The 15,161-nt window shown below is 67.3% G+C and carries 17 protein-coding genes; 11 read left to right on the top strand and 6 right to left on the bottom strand.

Going from position 1 to position 15,161, the window contains the following annotated elements; genetic code table 11:
- The first annotated feature begins 83 nt into the window (after window positions 1-83).
- From G370_RS0103460 to G370_RS0103450, 3 genes are all read left to right on the top strand, one after another.
- Window positions 84-1,091 (top strand): LacI family DNA-binding transcriptional regulator, encoded by a 1,008-nt coding sequence (locus tag G370_RS0103460; protein ID WP_019659362.1) that lies wholly within the window; start codon window positions 84-86, stop codon window positions 1,089-1,091.
- 114 nt (window positions 1,092-1,205) lie between these two features.
- Entirely contained in the window at window positions 1,206-2,258 is a 1,053-nt protein-coding gene (locus G370_RS0103455) for a sensor domain-containing diguanylate cyclase (RefSeq protein ID WP_019659361.1), read from the top strand.
- A gap of 116 nt (window positions 2,259-2,374) precedes the next feature.
- A complete protein-coding gene (locus tag G370_RS0103450) occupies window positions 2,375-3,400 on the top strand; it encodes an AI-2E family transporter (protein WP_019659360.1) in 1,026 nt (341 codons plus the stop codon).
- Window positions 3,401-3,474: 74 nt separating this feature from the next.
- Here G370_RS0103450 and G370_RS1000000121865 read toward each other — a convergent pair whose 3' ends face one another.
- Window positions 3,475-3,654: a hypothetical protein gene (locus G370_RS1000000121865; protein WP_227851995.1), complete on the bottom strand. Its 180-nt coding sequence runs from the start codon at window positions 3,652-3,654 to the stop codon at window positions 3,475-3,477.
- On the opposite strand from G370_RS1000000121865, the gene G370_RS0103445 reads away from it, so the two are divergent.
- From G370_RS0103445 to G370_RS0103415, 7 genes are all read left to right on the top strand, one after another.
- On the top strand, window positions 3,647-5,305 hold the full coding sequence (locus G370_RS0103445) for a GGDEF domain-containing protein (protein ID WP_245541197.1): 1,659 nt from the start codon (window positions 3,647-3,649) through the stop codon (window positions 5,303-5,305). The two genes, G370_RS1000000121865 and G370_RS0103445, sit on opposite strands and share 8 nt — an antisense overlap.
- Before the next feature lie 229 nt (window positions 5,306-5,534).
- Window positions 5,535-5,966 carry a pyridoxamine 5'-phosphate oxidase family protein gene (locus tag G370_RS0103440; protein WP_026346954.1) on the top strand — a complete coding sequence of 144 codons (432 nt, stop codon included), beginning with the start codon at window positions 5,535-5,537 and terminating at the stop codon, window positions 5,964-5,966.
- A 94-nt stretch (window positions 5,967-6,060) separates the two neighbouring features.
- On the top strand, window positions 6,061-6,645 hold the full coding sequence (locus tag G370_RS0103435) for an NMCC_0638 family (lipo)protein (protein ID WP_019659357.1): 585 nt from the start codon (window positions 6,061-6,063) through the stop codon (window positions 6,643-6,645).
- Window positions 6,646-6,829: 184 nt separating this feature from the next.
- On the top strand, window positions 6,830-7,297 hold the full coding sequence (locus G370_RS0103430) for a DUF2975 domain-containing protein (RefSeq protein WP_026346953.1): 468 nt from the start codon (window positions 6,830-6,832) through the stop codon (window positions 7,295-7,297).
- Window positions 7,297-7,521: a helix-turn-helix domain-containing protein gene (locus G370_RS0103425; protein ID WP_019659355.1), complete on the top strand. Its 225-nt coding sequence runs from the start codon at window positions 7,297-7,299 to the stop codon at window positions 7,519-7,521. The genes G370_RS0103430 and G370_RS0103425 overlap by 1 nt, the downstream gene beginning before the upstream one ends.
- A 43-nt stretch (window positions 7,522-7,564) precedes the next feature.
- Window positions 7,565-9,106, top strand: coding sequence for a TerC family protein (locus tag G370_RS0103420; RefSeq protein WP_019659354.1), 1,542 nt, complete (start codon window positions 7,565-7,567; stop codon window positions 9,104-9,106).
- 122 nt (window positions 9,107-9,228) lie between these two features.
- Complete coding sequence (locus G370_RS0103415; protein ID WP_019659353.1) at window positions 9,229-10,365, top strand: metallophosphoesterase; 1,137 nt, start codon at window positions 9,229-9,231, stop codon at window positions 10,363-10,365.
- 135 nt (window positions 10,366-10,500) lie between these two features.
- Here the strand turns inward: G370_RS0103415 and G370_RS0103410 are convergent, their stop codons facing one another.
- From G370_RS0103410 to G370_RS0103390, 5 genes are all read right to left on the bottom strand, one after another.
- Window positions 10,501-11,139 (bottom strand): ferric reductase-like transmembrane domain-containing protein, encoded by a 639-nt coding sequence (locus tag G370_RS0103410; protein ID WP_026346951.1) that lies wholly within the window; start codon window positions 11,137-11,139, stop codon window positions 10,501-10,503.
- A 14-nt stretch (window positions 11,140-11,153) separates the two neighbouring features.
- Window positions 11,154-11,924, bottom strand: a complete 771-nt coding sequence (locus tag G370_RS0103405; protein WP_019659351.1) for an HvfC family RiPP maturation protein — start codon at window positions 11,922-11,924, stop codon at window positions 11,154-11,156.
- Window positions 11,917-12,762 carry an HvfB family MNIO-type RiPP peptide maturase gene (locus tag G370_RS0103400; protein WP_019659350.1) on the bottom strand — a complete coding sequence of 282 codons (846 nt, stop codon included), beginning with the start codon at window positions 12,760-12,762 and terminating at the stop codon, window positions 11,917-11,919. Before G370_RS0103400 ends, G370_RS0103405 begins: the two co-directional genes overlap by 8 nt.
- A 54-nt stretch (window positions 12,763-12,816) precedes the next feature.
- Window positions 12,817-13,290, bottom strand: coding sequence for an HvfA family oxazolone/thioamide-modified RiPP metallophore (locus tag G370_RS0103395; RefSeq protein ID WP_019659349.1), 474 nt, complete (start codon window positions 13,288-13,290; stop codon window positions 12,817-12,819).
- Between the two features lie 95 nt (window positions 13,291-13,385).
- Window positions 13,386-14,030, bottom strand: coding sequence for an HvfX family Cu-binding RiPP maturation protein (locus G370_RS0103390; protein ID WP_019659348.1), 645 nt, complete (start codon window positions 14,028-14,030; stop codon window positions 13,386-13,388).
- Between the two features lie 342 nt (window positions 14,031-14,372).
- Between G370_RS0103390 and G370_RS0103385 the strand changes: the two genes are divergently transcribed.
- Window positions 14,373-15,161, top strand: a complete 789-nt coding sequence (locus G370_RS0103385; protein WP_019659347.1) for an alpha/beta fold hydrolase — start codon at window positions 14,373-14,375, stop codon at window positions 15,159-15,161.

Here is a 15,161-nt window from a genome sequence, read left to right as displayed (position 1 = left end):
TCGATGCAATCGATTGCATTATCCTAGCAGGGGCGCACGCAGGACCTGTTGTGCACTGCACAGCGGACGGGAGAACTAACGCCATGGCCACCATCTACGACATCGCAAAGCACGTCGGCGTCTCCGCCGGCACGGTGTCGCGGGCACTGTCCCGGCCGGACAAGGTCCTGCCGGCCACCCGTGCGCGCATCGAGCAGGCGGCCGCCGCGCTGGGCTATGTGCCCAACACGGTGGCGCGCACGCTCAAGACCCACCGCAGCGGCAAGATCCTGGTCACCGTCCCGGACATTGCCAATCCGTTCTTCGCCCAGATCCTGCAGGGCGCGGAGGACGCAGCGCAGGCGGTCGGCTACGCGGTCCTGCTGGGGGATACCCAGCATCAACCGGACCGCGAGGAGCGCTACGCGCAGATGCTCCGGCGCAACGAGGCCGACGGCATGATCGTGCTGGGGCATCGCCTGCCACCTACGGCGCGTGACATCGTTGAGCAACGCGGTTCCGCCGCACCGGTGGTCAACGGCTGTGAATTCGATCCCGCACTGGGGATTCCCAGCGTCCACATTGACAATGCCGCCGCCGCGCGCACGGTGATGGAACACCTGTATGGACTGGGACACGAACGGATCGCGGTGGTGGGAGGACCACCCGACAATCCGCTGCACCAGCAACGGATGGAAGGGGTCCGGGCGGCGGGCAAGGCGCGTGGGCGCCTGCGCCAGCTGCACATCATGCCGGGTGACTTTTCGGTGGAGTCCGGCCATGCAGCTGCGATGTCGATGTTGGCCGTCGCGCCGGTGCCGACTGCGGTCTTCTGTTTCAGCGACCAGATGGCGCTGGGCACTCTCGCTGCCTGCCGGGAGCTGGACATCCGCGTGCCGGAGGACCTGTCCATCGTCGGCTTTGACGACCTGGCCTCCTCGCGCTACCTCACGCCGCCGCTGACGACGATCAGGCAGCCGATGCGGCAGATTGGCGAGCGCGCGGTCAACCTGCTGCTCGCCATCATCGAACAGGTCGATGTGCCGCTGCAGCAGACGCTGGAGTTCAGCTTCATGCTGCGCGGTTCCACGGCGGCCCCCAGGGGCGGGTGAACACCGCGCCACGGGGCGCCGCCTTGATCCCGAATTGACGCGAACCTGTCAGACTCACCGGCAACCAGCCCGGCAAGGGCCGTAGCAGCAGGTGCGATCGCGCAGGAGGGGGCAATGCCATTCTTCACCGATTCGGCGGAAGGCGCGGTCGAAGGCATTGGCGCGGCACGTCGCATCGGCTGGATGCGTTTTGTCGGCAATGGACTGGGGGCGATCCCCATCGCGTCGATCATCCTCGAACGGCAGAATGGCGGATGGGCGTGGGTCCTGCTGCTGCTCAACGCGCTGGCGTGGCCCGCGCTGGCGCTGCTGCTGACCCGGCGCTCCCGCCAGCCGGCGCGCGTCCAGTTCCGCTGCATGGTGGCCGATTCCCTGTTCGGCGGCGGCTGGATCGCATTCATGGCGCTCAGTGCCGTGCCCAGCGCGCTGTTTGCCGCGCTGCTGGTGGCCGACAAGATCGCAGCCGGTGGCGTGCGCCTGGCGACGCGCGCCACGTTGGCGCTGCTGCTGGGCTTCGCACTCACCTGGTGGGCGCTCGGCTTCCCATTCCAGCCGGTGACCTCGCAACGCACGATCATGCTGAGCATCCCGTTCCTGTTCGTGTATGGCATCGGGCTGAGCATTCTCAGCTGGCAGCTGGCCCGTCGGGTGAAATCGCAGAACCGCCAGTTGAAGCGGCTGAGCCGGATGGACCCGCTGGTGGAGCTGGCCAACCGCGGCTTCCTGATCGTCCGCGCGCAGCAGGCACTGGACAAGGCGCAGGGTCAGGGTGGTTTCGCCTGCCTGCTGATGCTTGATGTGGATGACTTCAAGCGCATCAATGACTCGCATGGTCATCGTGCCGGGGACGAAGTGCTGCGCCATATCGCGTCCACCTTGCGCGCCTTCGCCCGGCCCGGTGATACCCCTGCGCGGCTGGGAGGCGACGAGTTCGTGGTGCTGCTGCACGACTGTGCGCCCATCGATGCTATGCAGGTGGCCGAGCGGGTCCGCCTGCACCTGCTGGAAGCAGCACGGCAGGCAACACCGGGTATCGAGTTCAGCGTCAGCATCGGCATCGCGGCAACGCCGCGCGGTGGCAGCGTCGAGGACTGGCTGGCACTGGCCGACCGTGCGCTCTACCACGCCAAGCGCCAGGGCAAGAACAACGCCAGCTATGGCGAATAGTGGGCCGGGGGCGGTGGGCATACCGCAGAACGAGGGCGTAGCGCTCGTCCATGCTGTACCCGGAATCATCGCCACCAATCCTCTACCATGGGCCACCCCGCCCGGACGCACCGCCCATGCAAGACGCCCTCGTTGCACAGCCCAAGCCCCCCGTTGCGCGGATCGCGGCGTGGTTGATGATGTTGCTGGGCATGTGGCTGGCGTTGAAGCTGGGCCTGGTGGTGACCCTGCTGTCGGGGCTGCTGGTGTTCCAGCTGACCCACGTGCTGGCCTCCACCGTGGAAGGCAAGCTGCCGCCGGGACGAGCGCGGGCGATCGCGGTGATCGTATTGTCGGCCATCATCATCAGCGCGCTGGTATTGGCCGGCATCGGCGTGGCCTCGTTCTTCCGCAATGAGACCGGCGGCCCGGACGCGCTGCTGGCGCGCCTGATGGAGATCCTCAACACCTCGCGGCACCAGGTGCCGGCGCTGCTGCAACCCTACATTCCCGAAGACATGCCGGCGCTGCGCGCGGCGCTGAACGACTGGGCCGCCGAGCACCAGCGCCAGCTTGGCGTGGCCGGTACCTCGGTGGTGCAGGTGGGCGTGCGCGTGCTGATCGGCATGGTGCTGGGTGCGATGATCGCGCTGTACGACGAACTTCCCGTGCCCAAGATGGGGCCGTTGGCGCAGGAGCTGATCGGGCGCACCAGCCGCCTGGCCACCGCATTCCGCCAGGTGGTGTTCGCACAGGTGAAGATCTCGCTGCTCAACACCGTATTCACCGCGATCTTCCTGCTGGGCGTGCTGCCGCTGTTCGGTGTGCACCTGCCGCTGTCCAAGACCCTGGTGTTGATCACCTTCGTCGCCGGCCTGCTGCCGGTGGTGGGCAACATCATTTCCAACACGATCATCACCATCGTTGCGCTGTCTGTCTCGTTCTACGTGGCAGTGGCGGCGCTGCTGTACCTGATCGTGATCCACAAGCTGGAGTACTTCCTCAATGCGCGCATCGTCGGCGGTGAAATCCAGGCCCGCGCCTGGGAGCTGCTGCTGGCCATGCTGGTGATGGAGGCGGCGTTCGGCCTGCCCGGCCTGGTGGCGGCGCCGGTGTTCTATGCCTACGTGAAGCGCGAACTGGTCGACCAGCGCTGGATCTGACCCGGCGTAACCTGTCGCATCTGATCGGCTGGCGTCGGGGCGCCGGCATTGTCGGCGCGTTCGCGCGCGCTGCGCTATATCCCCCCTCGCGGATCGGGCGGCACTGGCTTGGCGCCGCCGGAGCCGGTCGCTACAGTGAGCCGCACTTCAGGGGAATTCTGCATGGCCGGCAAGGTATCGCCCATCAGGTTGCGGACCTGGGTCTGGATCCTGGCTGGGCTGTTTGTCGTGTGCACGTTGCCGTTGATGGCCATCGCCCTGGTCCAGGGAACACTGCGCTACACCGACGCCGAAGGCAACCTGGCCAGCCTGCGGCAGCTGCGGCAGACCTTCGATCTTGCCAACCTGGCTTCGGCCGAGCGAGGCCCGGCCAACAGCCTGCTGGGGGCTGACCCGGCCGATGCCGCCGAACAGGCACGGCTGGCTGCGCAGCTGGCGGCCGCGCGCAAGCGGGTCGACACCGCCCTGCTGCAGCTGGACACCGTGTTCAAGGATGACCCGGGCGTGTACGACGAGCATTGCCTGCTGGCCAGCGCGCAGCGTCGCCTGAAGTCGGCGCGGGCTGCGGTCGATCATGTCGCGGCGCAACCGCATGACGCACGCCGTGTGGAGGAGGTGGAGCTTGCGATCAGCGGCATGTTCGCGGTGGTTGATCGCCTGCATCTGCTGACCTCGGCGCAGATCAACGCGCTGGTCAGTGCCGACCGTGAGGCGGCGATTCCGGCAATGCAGGGCCAGCTGTTGTTCGATCTTCGCGAGCATGGTGGCCGCCTGGCCTCGAACGTGATGGCGCCGGTGGCGGTACCGGGGGCGTGGCGCGAGGAACAGGTGCGCGCTGCGCTGCAGACCGAGGGCCGCCTGCTGGAGCTGTGGCGGTTGGCGAGCAGCCACGAGTCGGTGTTCCGCAGCGACCCGGAATTGTCCTGGCACTGGGACATGGCGCGGCGGCAGCTCTTCGGTGAGTCACTGCCGATGATCGAGCAGCTGATCGAGGATGGCCGCCGTGGCGTGCCGCCGTCGTGGACCGCCGCCGCGTTCACCAATCGCTACGTGCCGACCCTGCAGTCGCTGGAGGCGCTGCGCGATGGCTACCTGAGCGTGTCCATCGCCCGCTTCGAACGCAGTCGCAACCGTGAGACCATGCGCCTGGCCGTGCTGGTGGCTACCGCGCTGGGCACGCTGGTGGTGCTGGGCATGGCCCTGCGCATTGCCCACCTGCAGATCCTGCAGCCACTGCTGCAGGCGCAGCAGCAGGTGATCCAGCTTGCCTCGGATACCCCCGGTCCGGAGGAGAATGTCACCCACCCGCTGGCCGAGATGCAGCGCCTGTTCGATGCCATCGAAGTGCTGCGCGAGAAATCGCGCGAGCGTTCGGCGTTGACCAGCGAGCTGCGCCAGCTGGCCGGTACCGACCAACTGACCGGGCTGTTGAATCGGCGCGCGCTGGATGAGGTGGTGCAGCGGAGACATGCGGGGGGCGAGGCAAGCGCCGTGGTGATCCTGCTGGACGTGGATCGCTTCAAGGCCATCAACGATGGCCATGGCCATGAAGCCGGCGACGAAGTGCTGGTGCAGGTGGCGCAGTTGCTGCGGCACCACCTGCGGCGCAGCGACAACATCGCCCGCTATGGTGGCGAGGAGTTCCTGGTGCTGCTGGCCGACGGTGATCTGGCCGGCGGGCGCCAGCTGGCTGAATCATTGCGATTGGCGCTTCAGCAGATGGACATCGCGCTGGCCGGGGGCATCGTGCTGCGCGTGACCGCCAGTTTCGGGGTGGCCAAGGGCGGCACCGATGCGCTGGGCTGGCGCAGCCTGCTGCGTGCCGCCGATGCGGCCATGTACCAGGCCAAGGCACAGGGGCGTGACCGGGTACGGGTGGCGGGTGGCGGTCGCATCACGCGCTGATGGCACGCGTCAGCCAATGCGTGCATGCACCCGTCGCAGCGTCTGCAGGATCGCCCGACGCGCGACGGGGCGTGCACCTGCTGCAAGCGCAGGTGGTGTGGTGAGCAGCGCGTCACGCACGCGCCACGCGCCCTATCTCGTTTTCTGTGAAGAAGTCGCCATGGACCTTCCACGCTTCGGTCACCGCTCTGCGCAGACGCTGGGATTCCACTTGATGAAGGACGACACCATGACCCAGCTCACCCTGCCCGAACTGGCCAGGAAGATGGCCGACATCGATTTCACCATGCTGCAGACCCGCGCCGGCGGAGAAATTGCCGGTCGTCCGATGAGCAACAACGGTGACGTGGACTACGACGGTGACAGCTGGTTCTTCACCACGGAAGACACCGACATGGTGCACGAGATTGAGGCTGACCCCGCCGTTGCGCTGGGTTTTTCCGGCAGCAAGTCGCTGCTGGGCAAGCCGCCGTTGTTCGTGCACGTGCAGGGAAGGGCGGCGCTGGTGCGCGATCGCGCTGTGATGCGCGAGCACTGGGTGAAGGATCTTGAGCGCTGGTTCGAGCAGGGCGTGGATACACCGGGGCTGGTGCTGATTCATGTGCGCGCCAGCCGCATCCACTATTGGGATGGCGAGGACCAGGGCGAAATGGCCGTCTGACCCGGCAGCGGGAGGCTGGCGGCCATCGCGGCCATTGCGCGGCGCGCCAGGCCTTTGCCATCCTCCCCGCTGTTTTCCGTAGCGTGGAATCCCGATGCGTCCTGCGTTCTTCTGGCTGGCTTTGGCCCTGCTGCCCACACTGGTGGTGGCGCAACCCGCGCGTGCGCCCAAGGCCAAGGCCCCGGCGCAGGATCCCTTCAGCGAGCTGTTCGATACCGCCTGCATGCAGCACATCGGGGCCCCGGCGCGGTTGCAGTCGCTGATGGAATCCAATGGGCTGTCGCCGCTGCAGCCGGCCGAAGCCGCCACGCTGTTGCAGGGGCAATCGGGCGTGGCGTGGATGGTGCCGCTGGCCAGTGGCCGCTATGCGGTGAGCTGGGCTGACGATGGAACGTGTACGGTCTACGCCGAGAAGGCCGACGCGGCGGTGGTGCAGAAGGGGTTTGCCCGGTTGGTGCAGGCCGCACCGAAGCCGTTGCAGGTACGGTCGCTGCCAGGGCGTGGGCCACTGTCGGCCGATCAGGTGGCCATCCAGTACGGCTGGGCTACGCCGGGGCAGGGCAAACTACAGGTGCGCTTCCGCCTGGTCACGCGGCAGGCGGCCGAAGCCGGGGTGCAGGCCATGGCCTCGGCCGCCCCTGGCGAAGCGATGCAGGCACAGGACGCACCTGGGCCCTGACAGGGGCGACGCTCGCGATTCAGCCTTTCACGCGGCATGTGATATATCGTTTATCGATAAATCCACCCCGGGGCGGCGAGGCCACCCCAATGCCGGAGGCCGCTTGACCGCTCGTCCCGCCCGCGCCAGACCCGCGCGAGGCTTGTTCACCCTGGCCCTGGCGGCCGTACAGGCCGTCAGGGCGATGTGCTGGCTGGGCATCCTGGCCGCGCTGCTGGCCGTGCCGCTGGTCGCCCACGACCGCCGCTGGCTGCTCGACAGCGTGCATGACGCTGCGGCTGTCGCCGCGCATGGCAATGACCTGTTCCTGCATTTCTGCCTGGGCCTGGGCGCGATCGTCGCGCTGCTGGTGCTGTGCCTGATGTTCCTGCGCCACCTGCTGCGGCTGCTGAAGTCGGCGGCGCGCGAGCGGCCGTTCACCCACGCCAACGCACAGCGCCTGCAGCGCATGGCCTGGCTGATGCTGGCGATGGAGCTGCTGTCGATCCTGATCGGCGCCTACGCGGCCTGGATGGGCCCGGATTTCACCTGGATGGAGGTCGGCGGTGGCATGTCGATCACTGGCTTGGTGGCCGTGCTGATGCTGTTCGTGCTGGCGCGCGTCTTCGCCGTGGGCGCAGCGATGCGCGATGACCTCGACGGTGTCATCTGATGGCAATCGTCATTACCCTGGACCGCATGCTGCAGGAAAGGGGCATGACCCTGTCCGAGCTGGCCGGGCGCATCGACATCACCCTGGCCAACCTGTCGATCCTGAAGACCGGCAAGGCGCGCGCCATCCGCTTTTCCACCCTTGATGCGATCTGCCGCGAGCTGCAGTGCACGCCCGGTGACCTGCTCGGGCACGACCCGGCGCAGGCACATGACGCTGACTGAGCGGTCGCTCTTTTCCCTTATCTACTGACGAAACGGACCTGAAATGGAATGGTTGGCTGACCCCTCGATCTGGATGGGCCTTGCAACCCTGGTCGTGCTGGAGATCGTTCTCGGCATCGACAACCTGGTGTTCATCGCGATCCTTGCCGACAAGCTGCCGCCGCACCAGCGTGACCGCGCGCGGGTGATCGGCCTGGCGCTGGCCTTGCTGATGCGGCTGGTGCTGTTGGCCGCACTGGCCTGGATCATGAAACTGACCGCGCCGCTGCTGACGCTGTTCGACCACAGCTTTTCCGGGCGAGACCTGATCCTGCTTGGCGGTGGTCTGTTCCTGCTGTTCAAGGGCACCATGGAACTGCACGAACGGCTGGAAGGCCGCGAACACCACGAGGACGGCAAGAAGGTCTACGCCAGCTTCGCAATGGTGGTGGCGCAGATCGTGGTGCTCGACGCGGTGTTCTCGCTGGACTCGGTGATCACCGCGGTCGGCATGGTCGACAACCTGGGCGTGATGTATGCGGCCGTGACGATCGCCATGGCGCTGATGCTGCTGGCCAGCAAGCCGCTGACCCGCTTCGTCAACAAACATCCCACCGTGGTGGTGCTGTGCCTGGGCTTCCTGCTGATGATCGGCTTCAGCCTGGTGGCCGAAGGACTGGGCTACAAGATCCCCAAGGGCTACCTGTACGCGGCGATCGCCTTCTCGATCCTGGTCGAGGCGTTCAACCAGTGGGTGCGTTTCAACCGCGAGCGCAACGAGCGCCGCCTGCCGTTCCGCCAGCGCACCGCCGATGCCGTGCTGCGCATGCTGGGCGCGCGCCCGGCCAATGGTCACGACGATGAAGGGGGGGACGGGCAGGTGGACACTGCAGAGCGCTTGCAGCCGGCCGAACACGAGATGATCCGCAGCGTGCTGGGCCTGGCCGATCGCCCGGTGTCGAGCGTGATGACGGTGCGTGCCGACGTGCAGTGGATCGACTTGGCGCGTGGGCAGGAGGATGTGGTGGCACGCTTGGTGGCGTCGCCGCACACCCGCCTGCTGGTGGGTGAGGGTGACCTGGACAGCCTGCGTGGCGTGGTGCAGAGCCGCGACCTGCTGGCCGACCTGCTGCAGGGCAGGCCGCTGCAGTTGGAGGGCAACCTGCGCGAGCCGCAGTACGTGCTGTCCAGTGCCAGCGCGCTGCAGGCGCTGGAACTGATCCGCCAGCACCCGGTGCCGCTGGCGGTGGCGGTGGACGAGTACGGCAGCGTGGAAGGCCTGGTGACCGCCAACGACCTGCTGGCGGCCATTGCCGGTGACCTGGTCGATACCCAGGACGAGCGCTATGGCGTGGTCGCGCAGGGCGAGGACCAATGGGAGGCCGACGGTGCGCTGACTCTGGACGACCTGCAGCGGCTGGCCGGCGTATCGCTGCCGCGCAGTGCCGACTACATGACCATCTCCGGGCTGGTGCTGGAGCAGTTGGGTCGGCTGCCGGACATCGGCGATGTGGTGGAGGTGGCGGGTGTGCGCATCACCGTGCTGGCGATGGAGAAGCGCCGCATCGCCCGCCTGCGGGTGCAGCGCCTCGACGGAATGGCCTGACCCACCTGTTGATGTAGAGCCGAGCCCATGCTCGGCTGCATGTTGAGAAGCCGAGCATGGGCTCGGCGCTACACAACGCCGCCCGCAGCCGTCACCATGGCGGCCCCCACTTTCCCTCCCGGATGGTTGCAGTGCTGAGTACGATCGGTTTGTTGATGGGCCTGTATGTGGCCTGGCGCCTGTTCTGGCCACTGCGCATGCCCCCCTGGCAGAAGGTCGTGCTGTCGCTGCTGCTGGTGGGCGTAGCCGTGCAGCTGCGTATCGTCGCCACGTTCTGGGGCACGATGGCCTCGCCCGAGATTCCGAAACTGGCCATCGCCACGCTGGCTACCGGCTCCACGGCGGTGTTGCTGTTGGCGTTGCTGATGCTGGCGATGGATGCGGGCCTGCTCGCGTCCCGCCTGCTGCTCTGGCCACGTGCGGTAGCCGCATTGCGCACGCGGCGCTTGCGGCCGGCGGCCGGCGTGCTGGCGCTGCTGGTCAGTGGTTATGGTGTCAGCCAGGGCATGGCGGTGCCTCATGCCCGGCAGATCGAGGTGAGCATTGCCGGGCTGCCAGCGGCGTTCGACGGCTATCGCGTGCTGCAGCTGACCGACATCCATGCCAGCCGTCTGCTGACCGGCGACTGGGTGCGTAGAGTGGTGGCCGAGAGCAACGCGCTGAAGCCGGACCTGATCGTGATCACCGGCGATCTGATCGATGGCAGCGTCGAGGCCCGTCGCGACGACGCGCGTCCGTTGGCCGATCTGCATGCGCCGGACGGTGTCATCGCCATCACCGGCAACCACGAGTACTACGCGCAGTACCAGGCATGGATGCAGGCGTTCCGCGCACTGCACATGCAGGTGCTGGAGAACAGCCACCTGCAGGTGCGACGCGGTGATGCGGCGCTGACCATCGCTGGTGTCACCGACCCGGTGGCGGCGCGTTATGGCCTGCCGCTGCCGGATCTCCAGGCTGCACTGGAGGGTGCCGATCCGTCCGCGCCGGTGATCCTGCTCGATCATCGCCCACGCAATGCGCGTGAGGCCGCTGCGCGCGGTGTGAAGCTGCAGTTGTCCGGGCATACCCACGGGGGGCAGATCATCGGCATGGACCAATTGGTGAAGCGGGCCAATGGTGGCTTCGTCTCCGGCCGCTACGACGTGGATGGGATGACCCTGTACGTGAGCAATGGCGCTGGCCTGTGGGCCGGATTCCCCGCGCGCATCGGGGTGTCCTCGGAAATCACCCTGATCACGCTGCGCCGCGCCCCGTGACCTGAAGTGGGGCATATCCCTTTCCGCAGGGAATTCGCTGCCTATCGTGCTGGGATCCCTCTGTAGAGCCGAGCCCATGCTCGGCTGAGCCAGGGGCAGCCGAGCATGGGCTCGGCTCTACAGGTAACCGCCTCCTCAAGAACTCCGCAGCGGTGGCCGCGCATGCGCATTGCGCCGCAGCGACTGCGCCCGCTTGGCGATCGCACGCACCACGACAGCGGTGAAGAGCAACGCGGAGGGCACCGCGTACCAGAAGTTGCCGGGCACGCGCTTGAAGTACGAATAGGTGAACACTGCGGCGATGATCCACATGCCGGTCACGTGCAGGCGACGCCACACGGTGGGGCCCATGCGGCGGGCGATGCCACGATACGAGGTGATGGCCAGGGCGAGGATGGCTACATAGCCGATCGTGCCCGGCAGGTTGGCCAGGGCCGAGCGTGCCGGCCAGAACGCGGGGTTGAGGATGCCGAAGGCGGTGATCGCCACCGCATGCAGCAGGTGCGAGAACGCGAATGACAGGCCGATGATGCGCCGCTCGCGCAACATGTGCTGGGTGAACGGGCCGGGCAGCAGGCTGGCGAACGACGATGCGGTGAACGCGGCCAGGAACAGCAGGAACGACGTGCGTGCAGTGACCCGGATCGCCGCGCGGCTGCCCTCGACCACGTCGGGCTGCAGGGTGAACGCCGCCAGTGCGACGGCGATCAGGACCACAGCCATGGTCACGAAAAGGCGCCAGCCGTGCAGGAAGGAAGTGTTGGAAGCAGCCATGATCAAACCTCGAATCAGACAGGGGTAGTGCCGGCCGCTGGCCGGCAGTCGCAGAACCCGGCCAGCGTGACCAGCACGCCGGCCGCGCATAGTTCGCCCAGCAAGGGCGTGGCCACCACGCGCAGTTCGTCGGCGGCCACGCCATGCGCATCGGCCAGTGCGTTCAGCGCGTCATCCACGTGGGTACCGTCATCAGCGAAGGCCGACAGCAGCGCATACGCCAGTGGTGCCAGTTCCTCGACCTGCAGCTGGTAGTCCGCCAGGCGGCGCAGCAGCAGAAGCGTCGGGTCGCTGGCGGCGGCATCGTCCAGCGCGGCGTCCTCATGCACCGGCCACCGGTAGCCCAATACCCGCACCAGCGGCGACAGCGCCAGCACATCGCTGCCCGCCGGCATGGACTGCAATGAATGCCCGGCATCACGTGCCACGATGTGCAGCGTCTGCTGCGTGCTTTCGTAGTGCGCCAGTTCCGCCGCCCAGCCGGGCAGCGCGAACGCATACTGCACAGCCAGCCACGCAGCGAACTCGCTGGCGATTTGCGGGAACAACGGGGTATGGCAGACGTGATGTGCGTAGTAGCGCTCGACCAGACCGCGCCAGCGCGCTTCGCCCAGCTGTTCCAGCAGTCGCGGCAGGCTGCCTGCCAAAAGGGTGTCCAGGCTGTCGATGCACAGGCGGCGGTAGACCGCCATCCGCCGTGCCTCGACGCCATCGGGCGCAGGCATCGACGGGTCCCGTACATGATCGGCCCAGCGCCGTTGCACGATGGCCAGAGACTCAGCCATGGGCCACCTCCTGCCAACGTGCCTCAACCTGCGCCTGGCGGATGTGCGCAACCTCGGCCAGCAACTCCGCCAGCGGCGGAAAGTTGAAGTCGCGTTCGAGCAGCGTGGGGCGCACGCCCAACCGCGCATAGGCCTCGCGCAGGAGCGCCCAGACCACGCCTTTCACCGGCGCCCCATGGGTATCGATCTTGAAGCCGTCGTCTTCATCGAAGTGGCCCGCTACGTGCAGCGAGGCGACACGGTGGGACGGCACGCGAGCCAGGAATTCGAAGGCGTCGTAACCGTTGTTGCAGGCATTGACGAAGACGTTGTTGACGTCCAGCAGGAGGTCGCAGTCGGCTTCGGCGAGCACGGCGTTGATGAAGTCGATCTCGCTCATGTCCGCGCCGGCAACGGCGTAGTAGGAAATGTTCTCCACGGCGATGCGTCGGCCCAGCATGTCCTGCACCTGGGCGATACGGCCGGCGACATGGTGAACGGCCTCGGCGGTGAACGGCAGTGGCAGCAGGTCGTAGACATGGCCACCGGCGGCGCAGTAGCTCAGGTGTTCGCTGTACAGCTGCACCTGGTGCAGGTCGAGGAAGGCACGGGTCTGTGCCAGCAGGGTGCGGTCCAGCGGATCAGGACCGCCCAGCGACAGCGACAGGCCGTGGCAGGTCAAGGGGTGGCGCTCGCTGAGTTGGCGCAGCGCGTCGCCGTGTGCACCGCCGACGCCGATCCAGTTGTCGGGGGAGACTTCGAGAAAGTCGATGGCACCGGCCGGCATGGCCAGCAGTTCGTCGATCAGGCCACGGCGCAGGCCAAGACCGGCGGCATGGGTGGGCAGGGGCAGGGACATGGCGGATGCTCCACAGAGAGCGCCGCCTTGAAGGCGGCGCCGGGTGAACGTCGATCAATCGGCAACGCGGGAGAACAGGCCCTTCGGCATCGGCTTGCCGTTGGCGGTGTAGACGCTGCGCAGGTAGTCGTGCGCTTCCTGCTCGCTGATGTAACCGTCGTGGTCGGTGTCGATGCGGTCGAACTCGGCGGCACGCTTGGCGGCCACAGCGTTGAATTCGGCACGCGAGACCTTGCCGTCGTGGTCGCGATCAGTGCGGGCAAACGAGGCGTCGCCGCACTTGCCTTCGCCACACTGGCCCTCGGCCACCTTGGCCTTGCCGGCGGGCTTGCCGGTGGTGGCCTTGTTGGCCCCGCACTTGCCTTCACCGCACTTGCCTTCGGCGGCGCTCATGGCCACCGCGCTGATCGCCAGCGGCTGGATCGCCGCGGCCTGGCCGGCCAGCAGCAGGCCACCGGCCAGGGCGATGCCGATGGCACCGATGCGCGGCAGGCGAGAGGAAGAGGTGTTCTTGGTCGAGATGGACATGGTGGTGACTCCTTGGGAAAGCACGCGGGGCGTGCGGGATGGACGCCGCCGAAGAGGCGACGGAAAGCGAAACGCGCGGGAACAGGGGAGTCGGCTCAGGCGGCGCGGCGACAGCGCAGCAGATGGCCCAGCAGCAGCACACCGCCGAGCAGGGCACCGCCGAAGCCGATGCCGGGCAACAGCGCGGCAACCGGCAGCAGCAGGGCGATCAGGCTGACGCCCCAACCCAGGCCGTCATTGCCTGCCGTGGCACGGCCGGGGCCGGCCAGCAGCCGGTCCACGCTGAGTGCGCCACCGCCGTTGAGGATCAGTGGCAGCAGCATGGCCAGGAACAGCAACGGCAGCTTGAAGTTGCCGTAGCCCTGGTCGGTGATCGCATAGCCCTGCCAGAGTTCACCCAGGCCGTTCCATTGGTCGGGCCAGTGCACGGCGGCGATGGCAACGATGGTGAGTACCCAGAACACGTAGGCAACCGAGCGCGTGGCCAGGCCGAGCAGCAGCATCACTGCACCCACCAGTTCCAGCCACGTGGCCAGCTGCCAGTTCAGCGACGCGGGCAGTGTGGAGAACGGGAACGGGAAGCGGCCTTCCAAGTCGGCGAACCAGTTCTGGCCGCCCAGCTTCTCGCGGCCGGATTCAAAGAACTCCCAGGCCAGCAGGGTGCGCAGCGCCAACGGCGAGAGCCAGCGGCCGACGGCGTCCAGGCGGGGCGTATACACGGAAGAAGCGGTGCTGATCATGGTGGTGTCCTGCGGGCCAGTGGTCGATGGAAGCCATTCCAGGCGGCGCAGGTATCGGCAACGTGTGCCGTTGCCCGGGGTTTTGTCAGCGACTGTGGCCGCGGCCGGGGTTTCGTACAGTCAGATACAAAGACGATGCGCTGATGCGCATCGGGGCGTTGCGCGCCCGCGTGCGGGCAGCGATATCCACCCGAAAGCGCCCGGCCAGGACCGGCGCGCGAATGTATCCCACTGTAGAAACCCGCCTGCGCCCTACAGTCCGGTACAACTCCGCGCTGCGGAGAAACAGCGCCGATACACCGGCAGGCGGAAATGGCCACTCCCAACTCCGGAGTGCCCCCCATGATCCGTACCTGCTTGCTGGCCGCCGCTCTCGCCCTCGCCGCCGCCCCTGCCTTCGCTGCCCAGGCCGATACCGTTGCACCGCCCACCGTCATCCTGGTGCACGGCGCGTTCGCTGATGGCTCCAGCTGGAGCAAGGTCATCAGCACCCTGCATGACTGGAAGCTGCCGGCGGTGGCTGTGCAGAATCCGCTCACCTCGTTGGCCGACGACGTCGCCGCCACCCGTCGTGCGATTGCCGCTGCGCCTGGCAAGGTGGTGCTGGTCGGCCACAGCTGGGGTGGCACGGTCATCACCGAAGCGGGCAATGACCCGAAGGTGCAGGCGCTGGTGTACGTGGCCGCGTTCGCACCGGATGCAGGACAGTCTTCGGCGCAACAGGGCGAGGGTTTCCCGGTTGGCCCGGGCCTGGCCCGACTGCAGGAAAGGGATGGCTACCTGACGTTGCCGGCTGATGCCGTCGCCCAGGACTTCGCGCCGGACGTGATGAAGAAGTCGGCCGCACTGCTGTACAGCACGCAGGTCCCGTTGAAGGCCAGCGCGCTGGGCGAAGTAGTGAACGTTGCGGCGTGGCGCAGCAAGCCGAGCTGGTACGTGCTCAGCCGCGATGACCGCATGCTGTCGCCGCAGCTGCAGGCCGCCACCGCCAAGCGCATCGGTGCACAGCTGCAATCGATCGGCAGCAGCCATGTGTCGCTGCTTTCGCATCCGGCGCAGGTGGCCGACAGCATCCTGGAAGCGGCGGGAGTGAAGCCGGCCGAATTGCCGCTGGCCGAGCAGGGGGGCTGA

The organism is Stenotrophomonas hibiscicola ATCC 19867 (assembly GCF_000382065.1).
GTDB lineage: Bacteria > Pseudomonadota > Gammaproteobacteria > Xanthomonadales > Xanthomonadaceae > Stenotrophomonas > Stenotrophomonas hibiscicola.
This window is presented reverse-complemented; position numbering and strand designations above follow the sequence as displayed.

What these genes read in the sequence shown, in the direction of transcription:
- G370_RS0103405 (WP_019659351.1), bottom strand. Translation starts at nt 11,924, where the DNA reads ATGGCTGAGTCTCTGGCCATCGTGCAACGGCGCTGGGCCGATCATGTA.
- G370_RS0103460 (WP_019659362.1), top strand. Translation starts at nt 84, where the DNA reads ATGGCCACCATCTACGACATCGCAAAGCACGTCGGCGTCTCCGCCGGC.
- G370_RS0103440 (WP_026346954.1), top strand. Translation starts at nt 5,535, where the DNA reads ATGACCCAGCTCACCCTGCCCGAACTGGCCAGGAAGATGGCCGACATC.
- G370_RS0103390 (WP_019659348.1), bottom strand. Translation starts at nt 14,030, where the DNA reads ATGATCAGCACCGCTTCTTCCGTGTATACGCCCCGCCTGGACGCCGTC.
- G370_RS0103415 (WP_019659353.1), top strand. Translation starts at nt 9,229, where the DNA reads ATGGTTGCAGTGCTGAGTACGATCGGTTTGTTGATGGGCCTGTATGTG.
- G370_RS0103410 (WP_026346951.1), bottom strand. Translation starts at nt 11,139, where the DNA reads ATGGCTGCTTCCAACACTTCCTTCCTGCACGGCTGGCGCCTTTTCGTG.
- G370_RS0103395 (WP_019659349.1), bottom strand. Translation starts at nt 13,290, where the DNA reads ATGTCCATCTCGACCAAGAACACCTCTTCCTCTCGCCTGCCGCGCATC.
- G370_RS0103435 (WP_019659357.1), top strand. Translation starts at nt 6,061, where the DNA reads ATGCGTCCTGCGTTCTTCTGGCTGGCTTTGGCCCTGCTGCCCACACTG.
- G370_RS0103450 (WP_019659360.1), top strand. Translation starts at nt 2,375, where the DNA reads ATGCAAGACGCCCTCGTTGCACAGCCCAAGCCCCCCGTTGCGCGGATC.
- G370_RS0103425 (WP_019659355.1), top strand. Translation starts at nt 7,297, where the DNA reads ATGGCAATCGTCATTACCCTGGACCGCATGCTGCAGGAAAGGGGCATG.
- G370_RS0103455 (WP_019659361.1), top strand. Translation starts at nt 1,206, where the DNA reads ATGCCATTCTTCACCGATTCGGCGGAAGGCGCGGTCGAAGGCATTGGC.
- G370_RS0103445 (WP_245541197.1), top strand. Translation starts at nt 3,647, where the DNA reads ATGGCCATCGCCCTGGTCCAGGGAACACTGCGCTACACCGACGCCGAA.
- G370_RS0103385 (WP_019659347.1), top strand. Translation starts at nt 14,373, where the DNA reads ATGATCCGTACCTGCTTGCTGGCCGCCGCTCTCGCCCTCGCCGCCGCC.
- G370_RS0103430 (WP_026346953.1), top strand. Translation starts at nt 6,830, where the DNA reads ATGTGCTGGCTGGGCATCCTGGCCGCGCTGCTGGCCGTGCCGCTGGTC.
- G370_RS0103400 (WP_019659350.1), bottom strand. Translation starts at nt 12,762, where the DNA reads ATGTCCCTGCCCCTGCCCACCCATGCCGCCGGTCTTGGCCTGCGCCGT.
- G370_RS1000000121865 (WP_227851995.1), bottom strand. Translation starts at nt 3,654, where the DNA reads ATGGCCATCAACGGCAACGTGCACACGACAAACAGCCCAGCCAGGATC.
- G370_RS0103420 (WP_019659354.1), top strand. Translation starts at nt 7,565, where the DNA reads ATGGAATGGTTGGCTGACCCCTCGATCTGGATGGGCCTTGCAACCCTG.